This is a genomic window from Saccharothrix sp. AJ9571 (assembly GCF_021725495.1).
GTDB lineage: Bacteria > Actinomycetota > Actinomycetes > Mycobacteriales > Pseudonocardiaceae > Amycolatopsis > Amycolatopsis magusensis.
In genome coordinates this window covers 9504086-9519783 of the sequence record NZ_CP091382.1, presented here as the reverse complement: position 1 = coordinate 9519783, position 15698 = coordinate 9504086, and the positions used below count along the sequence as shown (strand labels likewise).

Genomic DNA, 15698 nt, shown 5'->3' with positions numbered 1-15698 from the left:
GGTGATCGGGCCCGGTTTCAGGCTCCGGCGCTGGTCACCACCGCGTCACCGGAGCCGGTGCGCAGCCGCGCCCGCACCACGGCGACCTCGTCCGGGGGCGTGTCGAGCACCGGCAGTTCGCTGGACACCCGCCCCGAACCGGTGGACACGTCGATCTCCGCGGTCACGCCGGAGCCCACGCCGAACCGGATCTCACCCGAGCCGGTGTTGAATTCCAGCGAGCCGGACTTCGCCTCGGCCACGGTGAGGTCGCCGCTGCCGCTGCGCGCCAGCACGTCCCCGGCCACTGAGCCGAACCAGATGTCGCCGGTGCCGGTGACCACGGTGGCCGAGCCGGCGGTGGCGGCCAGGCGCACGGCCCCGCTGCCCGAGCGCACCTGGAGGCCGTGGGTGGTCGGGCCGAGCTGGATGTCACCGGAGCCGGTGCGGATGCTGGCCGACGCCTTGGTCTCGCCGAGCGAGACCTCACCGGTGCCGGTGACGATGTTGGCGCGCCCGGCGGCACCGGTGACCGACACGTCGCCGCCGCCCGTGCGGATGCCGACGTGCGACCCGCGCGGCGCGTGCACGACCACGTGCAGCGGCACCTTGCGCAGCGGCAGCGCCTTGGGCCCGCGCACGATGACCTGCTCGCCGACCTGTTCGATGCGCGACTGGCGGATCGCCTCCGCGGGCGACCCGAGGACGTCGGTGTCGAACTGGTCACCGAAGCGCTCGTTGACCCAGCTCAGCACCGCGTTGACCCCGTCGGCCCACGGTGCCTGCGAAGTCTGCTCCTGGCGTAGTTCGACGGTCGTCTCGCCGGTCTCGGCCAGCAGGATCTCGACGCGGCCGACGGTGATGCTGACGTCGAGTTCCACCGGCCCGGAGGCGGGGAAGTTGCCCGTGCGGACGAGGCCGTCCGGCTGTTCTCCGCTCGTCATCAGCCCTGCACCCAGCCGTGCATGCGGGTGCTGCTGTTCGACCCGCGCCGCTCTTCGCGGTCGAACGGGGTCTTGCCCTGCAGCGCACCCTGCACCGCCTGGGAGACGAACGTGTTCAACGACACGCCCTGCGAGGCCGCTGCCCGCTCGGCCTGGTTCTTGACCTGGTCGAACAGGCGCAGGGTCATCCGGCTGATCTCGCCGCTGTCGAACGGCATCCGGTCCTGCCTGGGTTCGCGCGGCTTCTCGGCGGATTCGCTTTCGGTCTTCTTCTCGCCGGTGGTGTCACCGGTGCCGGTGACCACCACGCGCACGTCGCGGCCGTCGAGCCGGACGTCGACCAGGTAGTCGGGCTGGTTGGCGGTGACCTCGGCGGCGAGGTCGGCGAGCGCGTTCATCAGCGCCAGCCGCATGGCCGGTTCCATGGCGGCGGCGAGCACCGCGGCGGTCTGCCGCGTCTGCTCGTCCCCGGCCGAGGCCGCGGTGGCGAGGTCCTCGCGGAGGGTGGAGATGTAGTTCGTCAGGTCCATGACACCACTGTGACGTCATTCGTGGTGTCTTTCAAGGAAACGGCGACATCATCCGGGACATCCCCGAGGCATCCCGTAGTGGTCGGGGGGTGGCGGTTAGGCTGCCGGGGTTGGTCGGGGAAGCGCGAAATCGAGGGAGCAGGCAGTGGCCGAGACGGTGTCACCGAAGGTGCAGTTGATCGCGAAGACGGAGTTCTTCCCGCCCGACGACGTGCCGTGGTCCACCGACGCCGACGGCGGGCAGGCGCTCGCCGAGTTCGCCGGCCGGGCCTGCTACCAGTCGTGGAAGAAGCCGAACCCGAAGACGGCCACCAACGCCGGGTACATCGACCACATCATCGAGGTCGGCCACCTGTCGGTGCTCGAGCACGGGTCGGTCAGCTTCTACCTGACGGGCATCTCGCGCTCGCTCACCCACGAGCTGATCCGCCACCGGCACTTCTCCTACTCGCAGCTCTCGCAGCGGTACGTGCCCGAGCGCGACGCGGCCTTCGTGGAGCCGGACGTGATCCGCGAGGACCCCGAGCTGCACAAGAAGTTCCTCGCCGCCGCGCAGGCCAGTGTGGACGCCTACACCGAGCTGCTGGCCGGGCTGGAGGACAAGTTCGCCGACGCGCCGAGCGCGACCCTGCGCCGCAAGCAGGCGCGCCAGGCCGCGCGGGCGGTGCTGCCGAACGCCACCGAGACCCGCATCGTGGTGACCGGGAACTACCGCGCCTGGCGGCACTTCATCGCGATGCGCGCCACCGAGCACGCCGACGTGGAGATCCGCGCGCTGGCCGTGGAGTGCCTGCGGCAGCTGCAGAAGGCGGCGGGGAACGTGTTCGCCGACTTCACCATCTCGAAGCTGCCCGACGGCACCGAGGTCGCGTCCAGTCCGAAGGTACTCGAGGGCTGATCCGGTGCGCCGACTCGTCATCGACGTGCAGCCGCTGGAGTACGCGGTGGCACGGCTCGATCCGGACCAGGCCGTGCCCGCGGACCTGCTCACCCACCCCGGGCAGGTGCTGGTCTCGGTGACCAGGACCCAGCGCGAGGTTTCGATCATCTGCCCGGCGAAGTTCGCCCCGCCCGGCGCCAAGGTCGAGGCGGACTGGCGGCTGCTGTCCGTGCGCGGTCCGCTGGCGTTCACGCTGACCGGCATCATCGCCGCGCTGGCCAGCGAACTGGCCGCGGCCGGGGTGGGGCTGTTCACCCTGTCCACCTTCGAAACCGATCACGTACTGGTGAAGTCCGACGACCTGACCAGGGCGATCGACGCGCTCCAGGCCGCGGGCCACGACGTCTCCATGTGAAGCGGATGGGCCTTCTCGCGCTTGTCGCGAAGAAGGCCACATTCCTTGCGCACGACTGGGTAGTCCCCGGTCGTGTCCAAGCGGGAGCTAACTCACAACAGTACCTTTACGGCGGTATGTACACCGATGTTCGGCATGCCTAAACTTCGAGTTGGAGCTGCTGAACTCGGAGGTACGCCATGGCGATGACGGAATCCGTGACCCCCCGGGTGACCCGCTTGCGGCGGGTCCGCGCGGGCACCACCCTGCTCGGCCCGGCCTTCGTCGCGGCGATCGCGTACGTCGACCCTGGCAACGTGGCCTCCAACATCAGCGCCGGTGCCCAGTTCGGCTACCTGCTGGTGTGGGTGATCGTCGCCGCCAACCTGATGGCCTGCCTGGTGCAGTTCCTCTCCGCCAAGCTCGGCCTGGTCACCGGCCTGTCCCTGCCCGAGGCGGTCCGGGAGCGCACCTCGCGCCCGACCCGGCTGGCGTACTGGGCGCAGGCCGAACTGGTCGCCATCGCCACCGACCTGGCCGAGGTGGTCGGCGGGGCGATCGCGCTGTACCTGCTGTTCGACCTGCCGTTGCTGCTCGGCGGCGTGATCACCGGCGTGGTCTCGATGGCCCTGCTGCTGGTGCAGGACAAACGCGGCCAGCGCCCGTTCGAGCGGGTGATCACCGGCCTGCTCGCGGTGGTCGCGATCGGCTTCCTGACCAGCGTGGTGGTCCAGCCGCCGTCGGTGTCCGGCACGCTCGGCGGGCTGGTGCCGCGGTTCGACGGCACGGAGAGCGTGCTGATCGCGGCTGCCATGCTCGGTGCCACGGTGATGCCGCACGCGGTCTACCTGCACTCCGGCCTCGCACGCGACCGCCACGGCCAGGCCGACGGCGAGCGGCGTGCCCGGCTGCTCAAGGCGACCAAGTACGACGTCGGCCTGGCGATGCTGCTGGCCGGCGCGGTGAACCTGTCGATGGTGCTGCTCGCGGCGACCACCCTTCGTGGCCGTGAAGGGGTCGACTCCATCGAGGGCGCGCACCTGGCGGTCGGCGACGTGCTCGGCCCGGCCGTCGCGCTGCTGTTCGCCATCGGCCTGCTCGCCTCGGGCCTCGCCTCGACCTCGGTGGGTGCCTACGCGGGTGCGATGATCATGCAGGGCCTGCTGCGCAAGCGGATCCCGCTGCTGGCGCGCCGCCTGATCACCCTGGCGCCGGCGATCGTGGTGCTGGCGCTCGGCGTCGACCCGAGCCGCGCGCTGGTGGTCTCGCAGGTGGTGCTGTCCTTCGGCATCCCGTTCGCACTGGTGCCGCTGGTGCGGTTGACCAGCGACCGCGGGCTGATGGGCGCCGACGCCAACCACCGCGTCACCACCACGCTGGCCTGGCTGGTCGCCGCGGTGATCATCACGCTGAACGTCGCGCTGCTGTACCTCACCTTCGCTTAGGCACGGTTCTTTCACGGGTTGGGCAGGAACCGCACGACCGTCCGCACGGTCGGACTACCATCCTGGCCAAACTCGAGGGAGGCGCGCCGATCGTGACCGAGGAGACGACCCAGCGGGCCCAGGCGCCCGCGCCAGGGCCCCGTGTGATCGCCGACAGGTACGTCCTGCTCGGTGAACTCGGCCGCGGTGGCATGGGCGTGGTGTTCCGCGCCGAGGACCGGGTCATCGGCAGGCAGGTGGCGATCAAGGAACTGCGCCTGCCCGAGGGGGCCGACGACGCGGGTGTGTTCTCCGAGCGGGTGCTGCGCGAGGTGCGCACCGGCGGCAGGCTCAACGACCCCGCCGTGGTCACCGTGTTCGACGTGGTCTCCGAAGCGGGCACCACCTACATCGTGATGGAACTGGTCGACGCGCCGACGCTGTCGGACCTGGTGCGCGAGCGGGGCGCGCTGCCCGCGCAGCAGGTGGCGAGCATCGGCCTCCAGGTGCTGTCCGCGCTGCAGGCCGCGCACGAGTCGGGAATCGTGCACCGCGACGTCAAACCCGGCAACATCATGGTCGCGCCCAACGGCCGCGTGAAGCTGACCGACTTCGGCATCGCGCAGGCCGTCGACGACCCCCGGCTGACCACCAGCGGCATGATCGTCGGCAGTCCCGCGTTCATGGCGCCCGAACGCGTTTCCGGTCAGGAAGCCGGTCCGGCCTCGGACCTGTGGTCGCTCGGCGTCACCCTGTTCTTCGCCGCCGAGGGCGTGCTCGCGTTCGAGCGCTCCAGCACCGCCGCCACCCTGCACGCGATCATGAACGAGGTCCCGTACCTGACCCGCACCCAGGGCCCGCTCGCCTCGGTGGTGATGGGCCTCCTGGTCGCCGCGCCCGAGGGCAGGCTGACCGCGCACCAGGCACACGGGCTGCTGCAGATGGCCGCCGCCGGCACCGGCCAGCACACCCCGACGTCGGTCTACGGTGGACCGCCGCCGACCATGGCCGGGCCCGCGCCCACGCACTACGCGCGACAGCAGCAGCCTGTCGCCGCGCCGCGCAAGGGCAAGCGGCCGCTGGTGGTCACCGGGGCCGCGCTGGCCGCGGTCCTGCTGCTCGCCGGTGGCTTCTTCCTCGGGAACTGGTGGGGCGCGCCCAAGGAGGACTCGGCGATGCTGGGCGCGCTGACCTACGGCACGCAGGGCGACATCCAGCAGTTCGACACGCCGTCGTCCTCGCAGCGCTGCTACAACGTGCCGCTGGAACCGGGCCGGTCGATCTCGTCGAGCAACAAGGTCGAATGCGAGGAGCAGCACGACTTCGAGGTGTACGCCTCGTTCGGCACGCTGGGCGGGGACAGCAGTGTCGCCGACAGCGCGCCCGCGGCGGCCTACCCGGACCCCGAGCGACTGCGGATCTCGGTGGAATCGCGCTGCGAGCTGATTTTTCACTCGAACGTGGTGCCGGCCAACCAGCGGGCGGGGTTGCAGTACCGCGCGCTGCTGCCGACCGCCCAGGCGTGGAACGCCAAGAAGGACACCTCCGGCAACCTCGTCCGCCAGGCCTACTGCGTGCTGAGCAAGACCGGCGGCGCCACCGCGACGGGACCGGCCGCCATCGAGGTCCGGTAGGCGGAGGAGTTGCGGCCTCCTGGCCGTCGCGCCGGGGATTCTGCGCCAACCGGTGACCAGGCGCGGTGATCATGTCATAGTGCGAGGTCGGCGCCGGGTTACCGGCCGTGAACAGGTACCGTCGGAGCATGTCCACTCCACCTTCGGCAGCACCGGGACGGCCGTTCGGCCGCGTGCTCACCGCGATGATCACCCCGTTCGACCGCGAGGGGGCGCTGGACCTCGATCGGGCCCAGGAGATCGCGAAGCACCTGGTGGAACTGGGCAACGACGGGCTGGTGGTGAACGGCACCACCGGCGAGAGCCCGACCACCTCCGACGCGGAGAAGTCGGACCTGATCCGGGCCGTGGTCGAGGCGGTCGGCGACCGCGCCACCGTGGTCACCGGCGCCGGCACCTACGACACCGCGCACAGCGTGGAACTGGTGCGCCAGGCCGAGAAGGCCGGCGCGCACGGCGCGCTGATCGTCACCCCGTACTACTCGCGGCCCACCCAGGCGGGCCTGCACGCGCACTTCACCACCGTGGCCGACGCCACCGGCCTGCCGATCATGCTCTACGACATCCCGCCGCGCTCGATCGTGCCGATCGAGGTCGACACCCTGCGCCGGCTCGCCGAGCACCCGCGGATCCTCGCGGTCAAGGACGCCAAGGGCGACCTGCTGGCAGGCAGCGAGGTCATCGCGAACACCGACCTGGCCTACTACTCCGGGGACGACGGGCTGAACCTGCCGTGGCTCTCGGTCGGCGCGACCGGCGTGGTCAGCGTGGTCGGGCACGTGGTCGCCGGGCGCATCCGGGCGATGATCGAAGCCTACGAAAAGGGCGACACCTCCACCGCGCGCACCAACCACCGCGGCATGCTGCCGGTCTACCGGGCCTTCTCCCGGGTCGGCGGCGTGGTGTTCAGCAAGACCGCGCTGCGGCTGCGCGGGTACGATGCGGGTGACCCGCGGCTGCCGATCGTGCCGGCCACCGAGGAGCAGATCGCCGCGATTTCGGCGGATCTCACCCAGGCGGGCGTGCCACTGGACGCGGCCCCGGCGAGCGACTGGCATAGTTCACGGGTGGCGCACGCCGACTCCGCGGCGGCGTACGTCGCACCGACCACCCATACCAGCGTTGGGACAATTCACCGTTGAGCTCACTGTCCATCGGACCCGGCCCCACCTCGGCACCACCCGCACTCGAAGAAGGCGCGCTCCGCGTGGTCGCGCTCGGCGGCATCGGCGAAGTCGGGCGCAACATGACCGTCTTCGAGTTCGACGGCCGCCTGCTCATCGTCGACTGCGGCGTGCTCTTCCCCGAGGACGACCAGCCGGGGGTGGATCTGATCCTGCCCGACTTCCGGGCGATCGAGGACCGGCTCGACGAGATCGAGGCGCTGGTGCTCACCCACGGGCACGAGGACCACATCGGCGCCGCGCCCTTCCTCCTGCGCCTGCGCCCGGACCTGCCGATCTACGGTTCGCGGTTCACCCTGGCGCTCCTGGCGGCCAAGTGCAAGGAGCACAAGCAGCGGCCGAAGTTGATCGAGGTCAAGGAGACCGAGCGCCGGCAGGTCGGCCCGTTCGACCTGGAGTTCTTCGCGGTCAACCACTCCATCCCGGACGCGCTGGCGGTGGCCATCCGCACCCCGGCCGGGGTGGTGCTGCACACCGGTGACATCAAGCTCGACCAGCTGCCGCTGGACGGGCGGCTGACCGACCTCGCCGGGTTCTCCCGGCTCGGCGACGAGGGCGTGGACCTGTTCTGCGTGGACTCGACCAACGCCGAGGTGCCCGGGTTCGTGATGCCGGAGCGCGACATCGGCCCGGTGCTCGACGACGTGATCCGGCGGGTCGACCAGCGGGTGATCGTGGCCTGCTTCGCCAGCCACGTGCACCGCGTGCAGCAGGTGCTCGACGTGGCCGTGCAGCACGGCCGCCGGGTGGCCTTCGTCGGCCGGTCGATGGTCCGCAACATGGGCATCGCCGCCGAGCTCGGCCTGCTCAACTTGCCCGAGGGGCTGCTGGTCGACCTCGACCAGGCGGCGAAACTGCCGGAGAGCAAGGTCCTGTTCGTCTCCACCGGTTCGCAGGGCGAGCCGCTGTCCGCGCTCTCGCGGATGGCCCGCGGTGAGCACCGGCAGATCTCGATCAAGGCCGGGGACACCGTGGTGCTGGCCAGCTCGATGATCCCGGGCAACGAGACCGCGGTGTTCGGCGTGGTCAACGGCCTGGTCCGGCTGGGCGCGAACGTGGTGCACCAGGGCAACGCGAAGGTGCACGTGTCCGGGCACGCCTCCGCCGGTGAGCTGCTCTACCTGTACAACGCGGTGCGCCCGAGCAACGTGATGCCGGTGCACGGCGAGTGGAAGCACCTGGTGGCCAACGGCGAGCTCGCGGTCCGCACCGGCGTCGCGCCGGAGAACGTGGTGATCGCCGAGGACGGCGTGGTGGTCGACCTGGTCGACGGCCGCGCGCGGCTGAGCGGCCGGGTCGAGGTCGGGCACGTCTACGTGGACGGCCTGTCGGTCGGTGACGTGGGCGAGTCGACGTTGTCCGACCGGCTGGTCCTCGGCGAGGGCGGGTTCATCGCGATCAACGTGGCCGTGGACTCCAGCACCGGGCGCGCGGTCAGCCCGCCGACGGTGTCCGGTCGCGGCTTCTCCGACGACCCGAAGGCACTGGACGCGGTGGTGCCGCTGGTGGAGATGGAGCTGTCGCGCACCGAGGCCGAGGGCATCACCGACACGCACCGGATCGCGCAGTCGGTGCGCCGGGTGGTGGGCCGCTGGGTCGCCGACACCTACCGCCGCCGGCCGATGATCGTGCCCACGGTCATTCCCGTCTGAGCGTTTCGCGATTAATCTGGACTGACCCCCCACGGTCCAGGAGGCGCGCATGGGGCGTCATTCCGCGGTTCCGGTTCGACGACTCCGGCGGCTGCCGGTCCTGCTGACGGCCGCCGTGCTGGTGGTGGCCGGCATTTCCTGGGGTGCGGTGGTCTTCGTGCGCGCCCGCAACGGCTGCGCCCAACCGGTGACGTTGCGGGTGGTCGCCGCCGAGGAGACCGCGCCGGTGCTCACGAGGATCGCGCACGCGCTCCCGCCGGGCACCGGCCCGGGGTGCGGCAAGGTCGAGGTGCAAAGCCGCGACTCCCTGCGCGCGGTCGAAGAGCTCGCGTTGCCCCAGGACAACGCGGCGCACGTCTGGGTGCCGGAGTCCACGCTGATGCTGCGGCGCGCGCGGGAAGCCGGGGCGGCCGAGGTGCCCGCTTCGGGCCGGTCGATCGCCAGTTCGCCGGTGGTGCTGGCGCTCGACGAGCGGACCGCGACCACGCTCGGCTGGCCTGCCAAGACGCTCACCTGGTCGGACGTGCTCGGCCCGGCCGACAGCGGCCTGCGGGTGGGCATGGCGGACCCGGCTCGTGATCCGGTCGGGGTGGCGGCGTTGTTCGCCGCGCGGGACACGGTGAAGGGACAGCCCGATCCGGGCGCGGCCTTCGCCGAGTTGCTGCGCCGGTTGTCGCCGAACACGGTCGCGGGCGCACCGGAGCTGTTCGGGCGGCTGCCGTCGGCCGCGCAGCAGGAGGCGTTGACCGCGTTCCCCACCACGGAGAACTCCGTGCTGCGGCACAACGTCGAACAGGGCGGCCACGGTTTGGTCGCGGTGTACGCGCCGCTGGCGCCCGCGCTGGACCACCCGTTCGTGGTACTGCCGGGAGCAGGTCCCGGCGAACGTGCCGCGGCCGATCGGTTCCTGCGGGCGATCGACGCACCGGAAGGTTTGCAGGCGCTGGCGGACGCGGGCTTCCGGACGCCCGGCGGGAAGGCGCTGCGGGACCGGTCGCAGGACGGGCGCGTGGTTTCGCGGGACATGCAGCCCGCGATGATGCCGCCCGCCGACGAGGTCGACCTGATCCTGAACCAGTGGGCGGGCATCAATCTGAGCTCGCGGCTGCAGGTGCTGATCGACGTGTCGGGCTCGATGAACGCGGTGGAGCCTGCCACCGGGCGCACGCGCATGGAGCTGACGCGCGAGGCGGCCCAGCGCGCGTTGCGGTTGTTCCGGCCGACCAGCGACATCCGGGTGCTCGCCTTCTCCACGAAGCTCGACGGGGACAAGGACTACCGCGAGGTGCTGCCGATGGCGCCGGTGAGCGATCAGCTCGCGCGCGGGGCGGAGGCGACGCTCGGCAGCATCCAGGCGACCCCGGACGGGCAGACCGGGTTGTACGACAGCGTGCTCGCCGCTTACCGGACCGCGCGTGCCGAATGGGAACCCGGACGGCTGAACCTGGTGGTCGTGATGACCGACGGGCGCAACGACGACGCGCAGGGGATCAGCCGCGCGGACCTGCTCACCCAGTTGGGTGCACTCGCCGATCCGAAGCGGCCGATCCAGCTGCTCGGCATCGGCGTCGGGCCGGACATCGACGTGGCGGAGTTGCAGGAAATCACCGCCGCCACGGGTGGGCAGGCGTTCACCACACCCGATCCGGGGAAGATCAACGAAGTGTTCTACGCAGCGTTGAGCAAGCTCGCCTGCTGCGGGTGAGCAGGGCGGACCCCGGTGCGCGTGCGAACGGCACGCTCTGGGAATCTAGTGCGCACACCCGATTCTTCCGTTTTCCTCCGAGGAGCTTCGCATGTTCCGCTTCCCCCGACGGCCGGTCCTGGCCGTCGCCGGTGTGACCTCGGCGCTGGTGCTCGCCGGTTGTTCCGGAGAGGAGGCCGCGCCGGAGCCGGGTCCGCAGGCGCCGCCGCCCGCCGCGGTGGCCGGGCTGCAGGTGTCCGCGGAGTTCAACGAGGCCGACGTGGCCTTCGCGACCGAGATGATCCCGCACCACCAGCAGGCCGTGGACATGGCCGCGCTGGCGGTGGAGAAGTCGGGGAACGAGAAGGTCAAGGCGCTGGCGCTGAAGATCCGGGACACGAAGGACGCGGAAATGGCGCAGCTCTCGAGCATGCTCGAGGTGTGGGGGCAGCAGCCGCCGGAAGACCCGGGCCTCGACCACGGCGGCCACTCGGGCATGGTCACCGATGCCGACATGACGGCCCTCGAATCCGCGACCGGCGCGGAGTTCGACCGGAAGTTCGTCGAACTCATGACGCGGCACCACGAAGGCGCCGTGCGAGTCGCCGACGCCGAAAAGGCGAACGGGAAGAACCCGCAGGCGAAGGACCTGGCCGGCAAGATCAGCCAGGCCCAGCAAGCCGAACTGACCGAACTGAACTCCCTCTAACCCCCGCCGCCGCGCCCCCGGCGAATGCTATGAGTGGGGCATTACTAGCATTCAATGCAAGTAATGCCCCACTCATAGCATTCGGCAGGGCCGCCGCCCCCGAACCCCACACTCACGCAGCCGAGTTCCACACTCAGGCACCCGAGTCCCGCATTCGCGCAGCCGAGTTCCACGTTCGCGTAGCTGGAGTCCCGTGTGGACAGTCGGCTGGAGTGGCGGTCAGGCGGGAGCGGCCCCGCCCGTGGGTTTGCCGGGGGAGTTCAGTTGGACGATCAGGGCGCCACCCAGCAGGACAGCCGCGCCCAGCAGTTGTACCCAGGTGAGGGCTTCTCCCAGAAGGACCCAAGCAAGAGCGGCGGCCAGCAGCGGTTCGCACAGGCCCAGCACGCTCGCCACCGGAGCGGGCAGGTGTCGTAGCGAAGAAATTCCCGCCAGATAAGCGAAAACGGTCGACAACAGCACCAGAGCGACCAGCAGCACCCAGATCGGCGGCTGCCAAGGGCCGAACTGGGCAGGCGCCGAGAGCAACGATACCGGGATGGTCCAAGGTGGCGCCACCACGCACACCGCCACCGCGCCGACGATCATGCCCCACGTGACCAGCCCCAGCGGGTGCCGATCGGCTACCGCTCGCTCGCCGATCAGGAAGTACCCCGCCGAGCAGATCGCCGCGCCGACGCCGGCGAGCAGGCCGAAGGCATCCAGCCGCAGACCTTCCCAGGCCTGGGCGACCATGGCCAGCCCGAGCATCGCCAGCGCGATGCCGCCCCACATCACCCTGGGCAACCGCACCCGCCGCACGAAGCGGACCCACAACGCGATCAGCACCGGCGAGGTGAACTCCAGCAGGATCGCGATACCCACCGGGATCCGGCTCGCCGAGATGAAATAACACAGCTGCACCCCGGCGACACCGAGCAGGCCGTACCCCAGCAGCAGCGGCCAGTCCGCCGCCCGGACGCGCAGCAGTGACGGCCGCGCGAGCGCCACGCCGATGGCCAGCACCAGCGCGGCAAGGCCGATCCGCGCGGCGGCCACCTGTTCGGGGCTCAGCCCGGCCAGCATCACCGGCTTGCCCAGCGCGCCGGAGCTGCTGAAGAACAGGGCCGCGACCAGGATCAGCACCGTGCCGCGGCCCCGGTGGACGACCAGCGTGCGCGCCGGGACCTCGGTGACCATGGACCGCACGATACGACCGGGCACCGACAGTCCGGAACCCTTTTTCGGTAACTGCCTAAAGTCGAACGGGGGTTACGGCTTCCACGGGCTGACCGTGTCGGTCGGCCGGGTCGGGTCGTGGAACCGCGGGGCGTCCATTTCACCGCGGCGCAGCGGCACCAGGCCCTCGGTGATCGCGCGCATGATCTTGGCGTGCGCGCGCACCCCGGCGCCCGGCCGTTCCGGCTCGATGTCGGCCAGGTCGACCGGCTCGCCGAAGTGCACCCGGAACACCGGCCGCCGCAGCGGCGCGGTCAGGCCCGACTTCGCCAGCGGCAGGATGTCGGCGGGCCCGGTCACCGTCTCGGTGCCCCAGTAGACCGCCTCGTGCGCGCCCCACTGGCTGATCGGCACCACCGGCACGCCCGAGGCGATCGCCAGCCGCGCCGCGCCGGACTTGCCGCGCTCGGGCCACAGGCCGGGGTCGTGGCTGATCCGGCCCTCCGGGTAGACGATGATCGGTGCCCGCGTGGTGCGCATGGCGTCGACCGCCGCGCCGAACTGAGACACCGCCGAATCGGACTTGCCGCGGTCCACGCGCAGGTGCCCGCTGGCCTTGAGCGCCGGGCCGATCACCGGGGCGTCGAGGATGCCGCCCGCCAGCATGAACCGGGGCGCGATGCCGATCTTGCGGCACGCCGCCATCAGCACGAAGGGGTCGAACACGCCGATGTGGTTGGCGGCCATCAGCAGCGGCCGGTCCCGCAGCCCGCTGGGCACCTGACCGGTGATCCGCAGCCTGCCGACCAGGTTGACCAGGCGGTGGTCGATCGCGAGCATCGTGCGCCAGATGGCCGGCGTGGGGACGCGCCGGCGCCCGTTCTCGTCGCGGTGGAGAGCGAACATGCGCCAGAGCATGTCACGAGTGGTGATTCACCCGGTTTGGGGACCGGCCGAGCGGTAACGTGAGAAATGTTCCCGGTGTGCTGCGAGTGGCAGATGTGACGCGCCGGGACCGAGGGTTACCGTGGAGCCCATGGCAGGTGGCTCGGCAACCAAGGGACCAACCAAGGGACGTGGTGGGAAGGCGCCCGCTCGGACCACCCGCGGCGGCAGCCGCCCTCGTACGGCGGCCAAGCGGCCGCCAGCGCGCAAACCGGCGCCGCGCGGCAAGTCCGGGGGCGGTTTCGGCCGGGCCGTGCGCGGTGGGTGGAACCTGCTGGCCAAGGGCGTCGGCTCGCTGGCCAGGACCGTGGGCCGCGGCCGTGACCTGGAGCCGGAGCACCGCCGGGACGGGCTCGCGCTGGCGCTGATCGGGCTGGCCATCGTGATCGCGGTCGGTGTCTGGTGGCAGGCCGCAGGCCCGGTCGGCGGCTGGGTGCAGATCGGCACGCGCACGGTGTTCGGCGCCGGTTCGGTGACCCTGCCGCTGGTGCTCGCCGTGGCCGCGGTGGCGCTGATGCGCTCGGAACCGCAGCCGGACACGCGGCCGCGCCGGGTGATCGGCGCGCTGCTGATGATCTTCGCCGTGCTCGGCCTGCTGCACCTGTTCGCCGGGCTGCCCTCGGTCAACGCCGACCGGATGTACGCCGGTGGCTTCCTCGGCTACCTCTCCGGCGGCCTGCTCGCCGCCGGGGTGACCACCTGGGTGGCGGCGCCGCTGCTGGCGCTCGTGCTGGGCTTCGGCGTGCTGGTGTTCACCGGCACCCCGGTCCGCGACATCCCGCAGCGGCTGCGCGAGTGGGGTATGGACCCCGACGAACTCGAAGAGGAGCAGGCGCGCCAGGAGGCCCGAGCCGAGCGCAAAGCGCGCGAAGCGGACGTCACCGAGGCGGACACGAAGACCGTCCGGCTGCGCAAGCCGTCGCGCCGCCGCCAGGCTAAGGCCGCCGAAGACCAGGACGACCAGCTCGAACTGCCGGTGGAGCCGGGGCCGCTGCCCACCCCGCCGAAGGTCAAGGCCGCCGAGGTACCGGAGAAGAAGCCGCGCAAGCAGCCCGCCGCCGAGGCACCGATGACGGTGACCCGCACGGTGGAGGGCGACTACCAGCTCCCGTCGGCGGACCTGCTCGCCCTCGGTGACGCGCCGAAGTCACGCAGCAAGGCCAACGACGTGATGATCGAGTCGATCTCCGGCGTGCTCGACCAGTTCAACGTCGACGCCCAGGTCACCGGTTTCACCCGGGGGCCGACGGTGACCCGCTACGAGGTCGAACTCGGCCCCGGCGTGAAGGTCGAGAAGATCACCGCGCTGACCAAGAACATCGCCTACGCCGCGGCCACCGACAACGTGCGGCTGCTGGCGCCGATCCCGGGCAAGTCCGCGGTCGGCATCGAGGTGCCCAACTCCGACCGCGAGATGGTGCGCCTCGGTGACGTGCTGCGCTCGCCGAAGGCAGCCAAGGACAACCACCCGATGGTGATCGGGCTGGGCAAGGACATCGAGGGCCACTTCGTCACCGCGAACCTGACGAAGATGCCGCACCTGCTGGTGGCCGGGTCCACCGGTTCCGGTAAGTCCAGCTTCGTCAACTCGATGCTGGTGTCGCTGCTGGCGCGGGCCACGCCGGACGAGTGCCGGATGATCCTGATCGACCCGAAGATGGTCGAGCTGACCCCGTACGAGGGCATCCCGCACCTGATCACGCCCATCATCACCCAGCCGAAGAAGGCCGCCGCCGCGCTGGCCTGGCTGGTGGAGGAGATGGAGCAGCGCTACCAGGACATGCAGGCCAACCGGGTCCGCCACATCGACGACTTCAACGCGAAGGTGCGCTCGGGCGAGATCACCGCGCCGCCGGGCAGCGAGCGGGTCTACACGCCGTACCCGTACATCATGGCCATCGTCGACGAGCTGGCCGACCTGATGATGACCGCGCCGCGCGACGTGGAGGACGCGATCGTGCGGATCACCCAGAAGGCCCGTGCCGCGGGTATCCACCTGGTGCTGGCCACGCAGCGGCCGTCGGTGGACGTGGTGACCGGCCTGATCAAGACCAACGTGCCCTCGCGGCTGGCCTTCGCGACCTCCTCGCTGACCGACTCGCGGGTCATCCTCGACCAGCCGGGCGCGGAGAAGCTGATCGGCATGGGTGACGCGCTGTACCTGCCGATGGGTGCCGGGAAGCCGGTGCGCGTGCAGGGCGCGTTCGTCGGCGACGACGAGATCTCGGCGATCGTGAACTTCGCCAAGGAGCAGGCGCAGCCGGATTACCAGGACGGCGTCACCGCGGCGAAGGCGGGCGAGGCCAAGGAGATCGACGCGGACATCGGCGACGACCTCGACGTGCTGCTGCAGGCGGCCGAGCTGGTGGTCACCTCGCAGTTCGGCTCGACCTCGATGCTCCAGCGCAAGCTCCGCGTCGGCTTCGCCAAGGCGGGCAGGCTGATGGACCTGCTGGAGTCGCGTGGCGTGGTCGGCCCGTCCGAGGGTTCGAAGGCGCGTGACGTGCTGATCAAGCCGGAGGAACTGGAGTCGGTGCTGTACCTCATCCGCGGCGGCGGCCCCGCCGACGCGGGCGAGTAG

13 protein-coding genes are annotated in these 15698 nt (G+C 71.0%); 9 read left to right on the top strand and 4 right to left on the bottom strand.

Features of this window, described 5'->3' with window-relative positions:
• Positions 1-17: 17 nt before the first annotated feature.
• Both L3Q67_RS43230 and L3Q67_RS43225 read right to left on the bottom strand, forming a co-directional pair.
• Positions 18-923: a DUF4097 family beta strand repeat-containing protein gene (locus L3Q67_RS43230; protein WP_499187172.1), complete on the bottom strand. Its 906-nt coding sequence runs from the start codon at positions 921-923 to the stop codon at positions 18-20.
• Positions 923-1453: a toxin-antitoxin system HicB family antitoxin gene (locus tag L3Q67_RS43225; RefSeq protein WP_499187171.1), complete on the bottom strand. Its 531-nt coding sequence runs from the start codon at positions 1451-1453 to the stop codon at positions 923-925. Before L3Q67_RS43225 ends, L3Q67_RS43230 begins: the two co-directional genes overlap by 1 nt.
• Positions 1454-1598: 145 nt before the next feature.
• On the opposite strand from L3Q67_RS43225, the gene thyX reads away from it, so the two are divergent.
• The 8 genes from thyX (at position 1599) to L3Q67_RS43185 (ending at position 11014) form a co-directional block, all read left to right on the top strand.
• Positions 1599-2351, top strand: coding sequence for an FAD-dependent thymidylate synthase (thyX, locus tag L3Q67_RS43220; protein WP_209665313.1), 753 nt, complete (start codon positions 1599-1601; stop codon positions 2349-2351).
• Positions 2352-2355: 4 nt separating this feature from the next.
• A complete protein-coding gene (locus tag L3Q67_RS43215) occupies positions 2356-2748 on the top strand; it encodes an ACT domain-containing protein (RefSeq protein WP_209665314.1) in 393 nt (130 codons plus the stop codon).
• Between the two features lie 179 nt (positions 2749-2927).
• Positions 2928-4172, top strand: coding sequence for a divalent metal cation transporter (locus L3Q67_RS43210; protein WP_499187170.1), 1245 nt, complete (start codon positions 2928-2930; stop codon positions 4170-4172).
• Positions 4173-4264: 92 nt separating this feature from the next.
• The gene (locus L3Q67_RS43205; RefSeq protein WP_499187169.1) at positions 4265-5785 is read left to right on the top strand and encodes a serine/threonine-protein kinase; all 1521 of its coding nucleotides are present in this window, start codon (positions 4265-4267) and stop codon (positions 5783-5785) included.
• Between the two features lie 128 nt (positions 5786-5913).
• Positions 5914-6927: a 4-hydroxy-tetrahydrodipicolinate synthase family protein gene (gene dapA, locus L3Q67_RS43200; protein WP_499187168.1), complete on the top strand. Its 1014-nt coding sequence runs from the start codon at positions 5914-5916 to the stop codon at positions 6925-6927.
• Entirely contained in the window at positions 6924-8621 is a 1698-nt protein-coding gene (locus tag L3Q67_RS43195; RefSeq protein WP_499187167.1) for a ribonuclease J, read from the top strand. The genes dapA and L3Q67_RS43195 overlap by 4 nt, the downstream gene beginning before the upstream one ends.
• Before the next feature lie 49 nt (positions 8622-8670).
• Positions 8671-10326, top strand: a complete 1656-nt coding sequence (locus L3Q67_RS43190) for a substrate-binding and VWA domain-containing protein (RefSeq protein WP_499187166.1) — start codon at positions 8671-8673, stop codon at positions 10324-10326.
• Between the two features lie 91 nt (positions 10327-10417).
• Positions 10418-11014 (top strand): DUF305 domain-containing protein, encoded by a 597-nt coding sequence (locus tag L3Q67_RS43185; protein WP_499187165.1) that lies wholly within the window; start codon positions 10418-10420, stop codon positions 11012-11014.
• Between the two features lie 219 nt (positions 11015-11233).
• Here the strand turns inward: L3Q67_RS43185 and L3Q67_RS43180 are convergent, their stop codons facing one another.
• Both L3Q67_RS43180 and L3Q67_RS43175 read right to left on the bottom strand, forming a co-directional pair.
• Complete coding sequence (locus tag L3Q67_RS43180) at positions 11234-12193, bottom strand: EamA family transporter (RefSeq protein ID WP_499187164.1); 960 nt, start codon at positions 12191-12193, stop codon at positions 11234-11236.
• 72 nt (positions 12194-12265) lie between these two features.
• Positions 12266-13078 (bottom strand): lysophospholipid acyltransferase family protein, encoded by an 813-nt coding sequence (locus tag L3Q67_RS43175; protein ID WP_499187163.1) that lies wholly within the window; start codon positions 13076-13078, stop codon positions 12266-12268.
• Positions 13079-13208: 130 nt separating this feature from the next.
• Between L3Q67_RS43175 and L3Q67_RS43170 the strand changes: the two genes are divergently transcribed.
• On the top strand, positions 13209-15698 hold the full coding sequence (locus L3Q67_RS43170; protein WP_499187162.1) for an FtsK/SpoIIIE family DNA translocase: 2490 nt from the start codon (positions 13209-13211) through the stop codon (positions 15696-15698).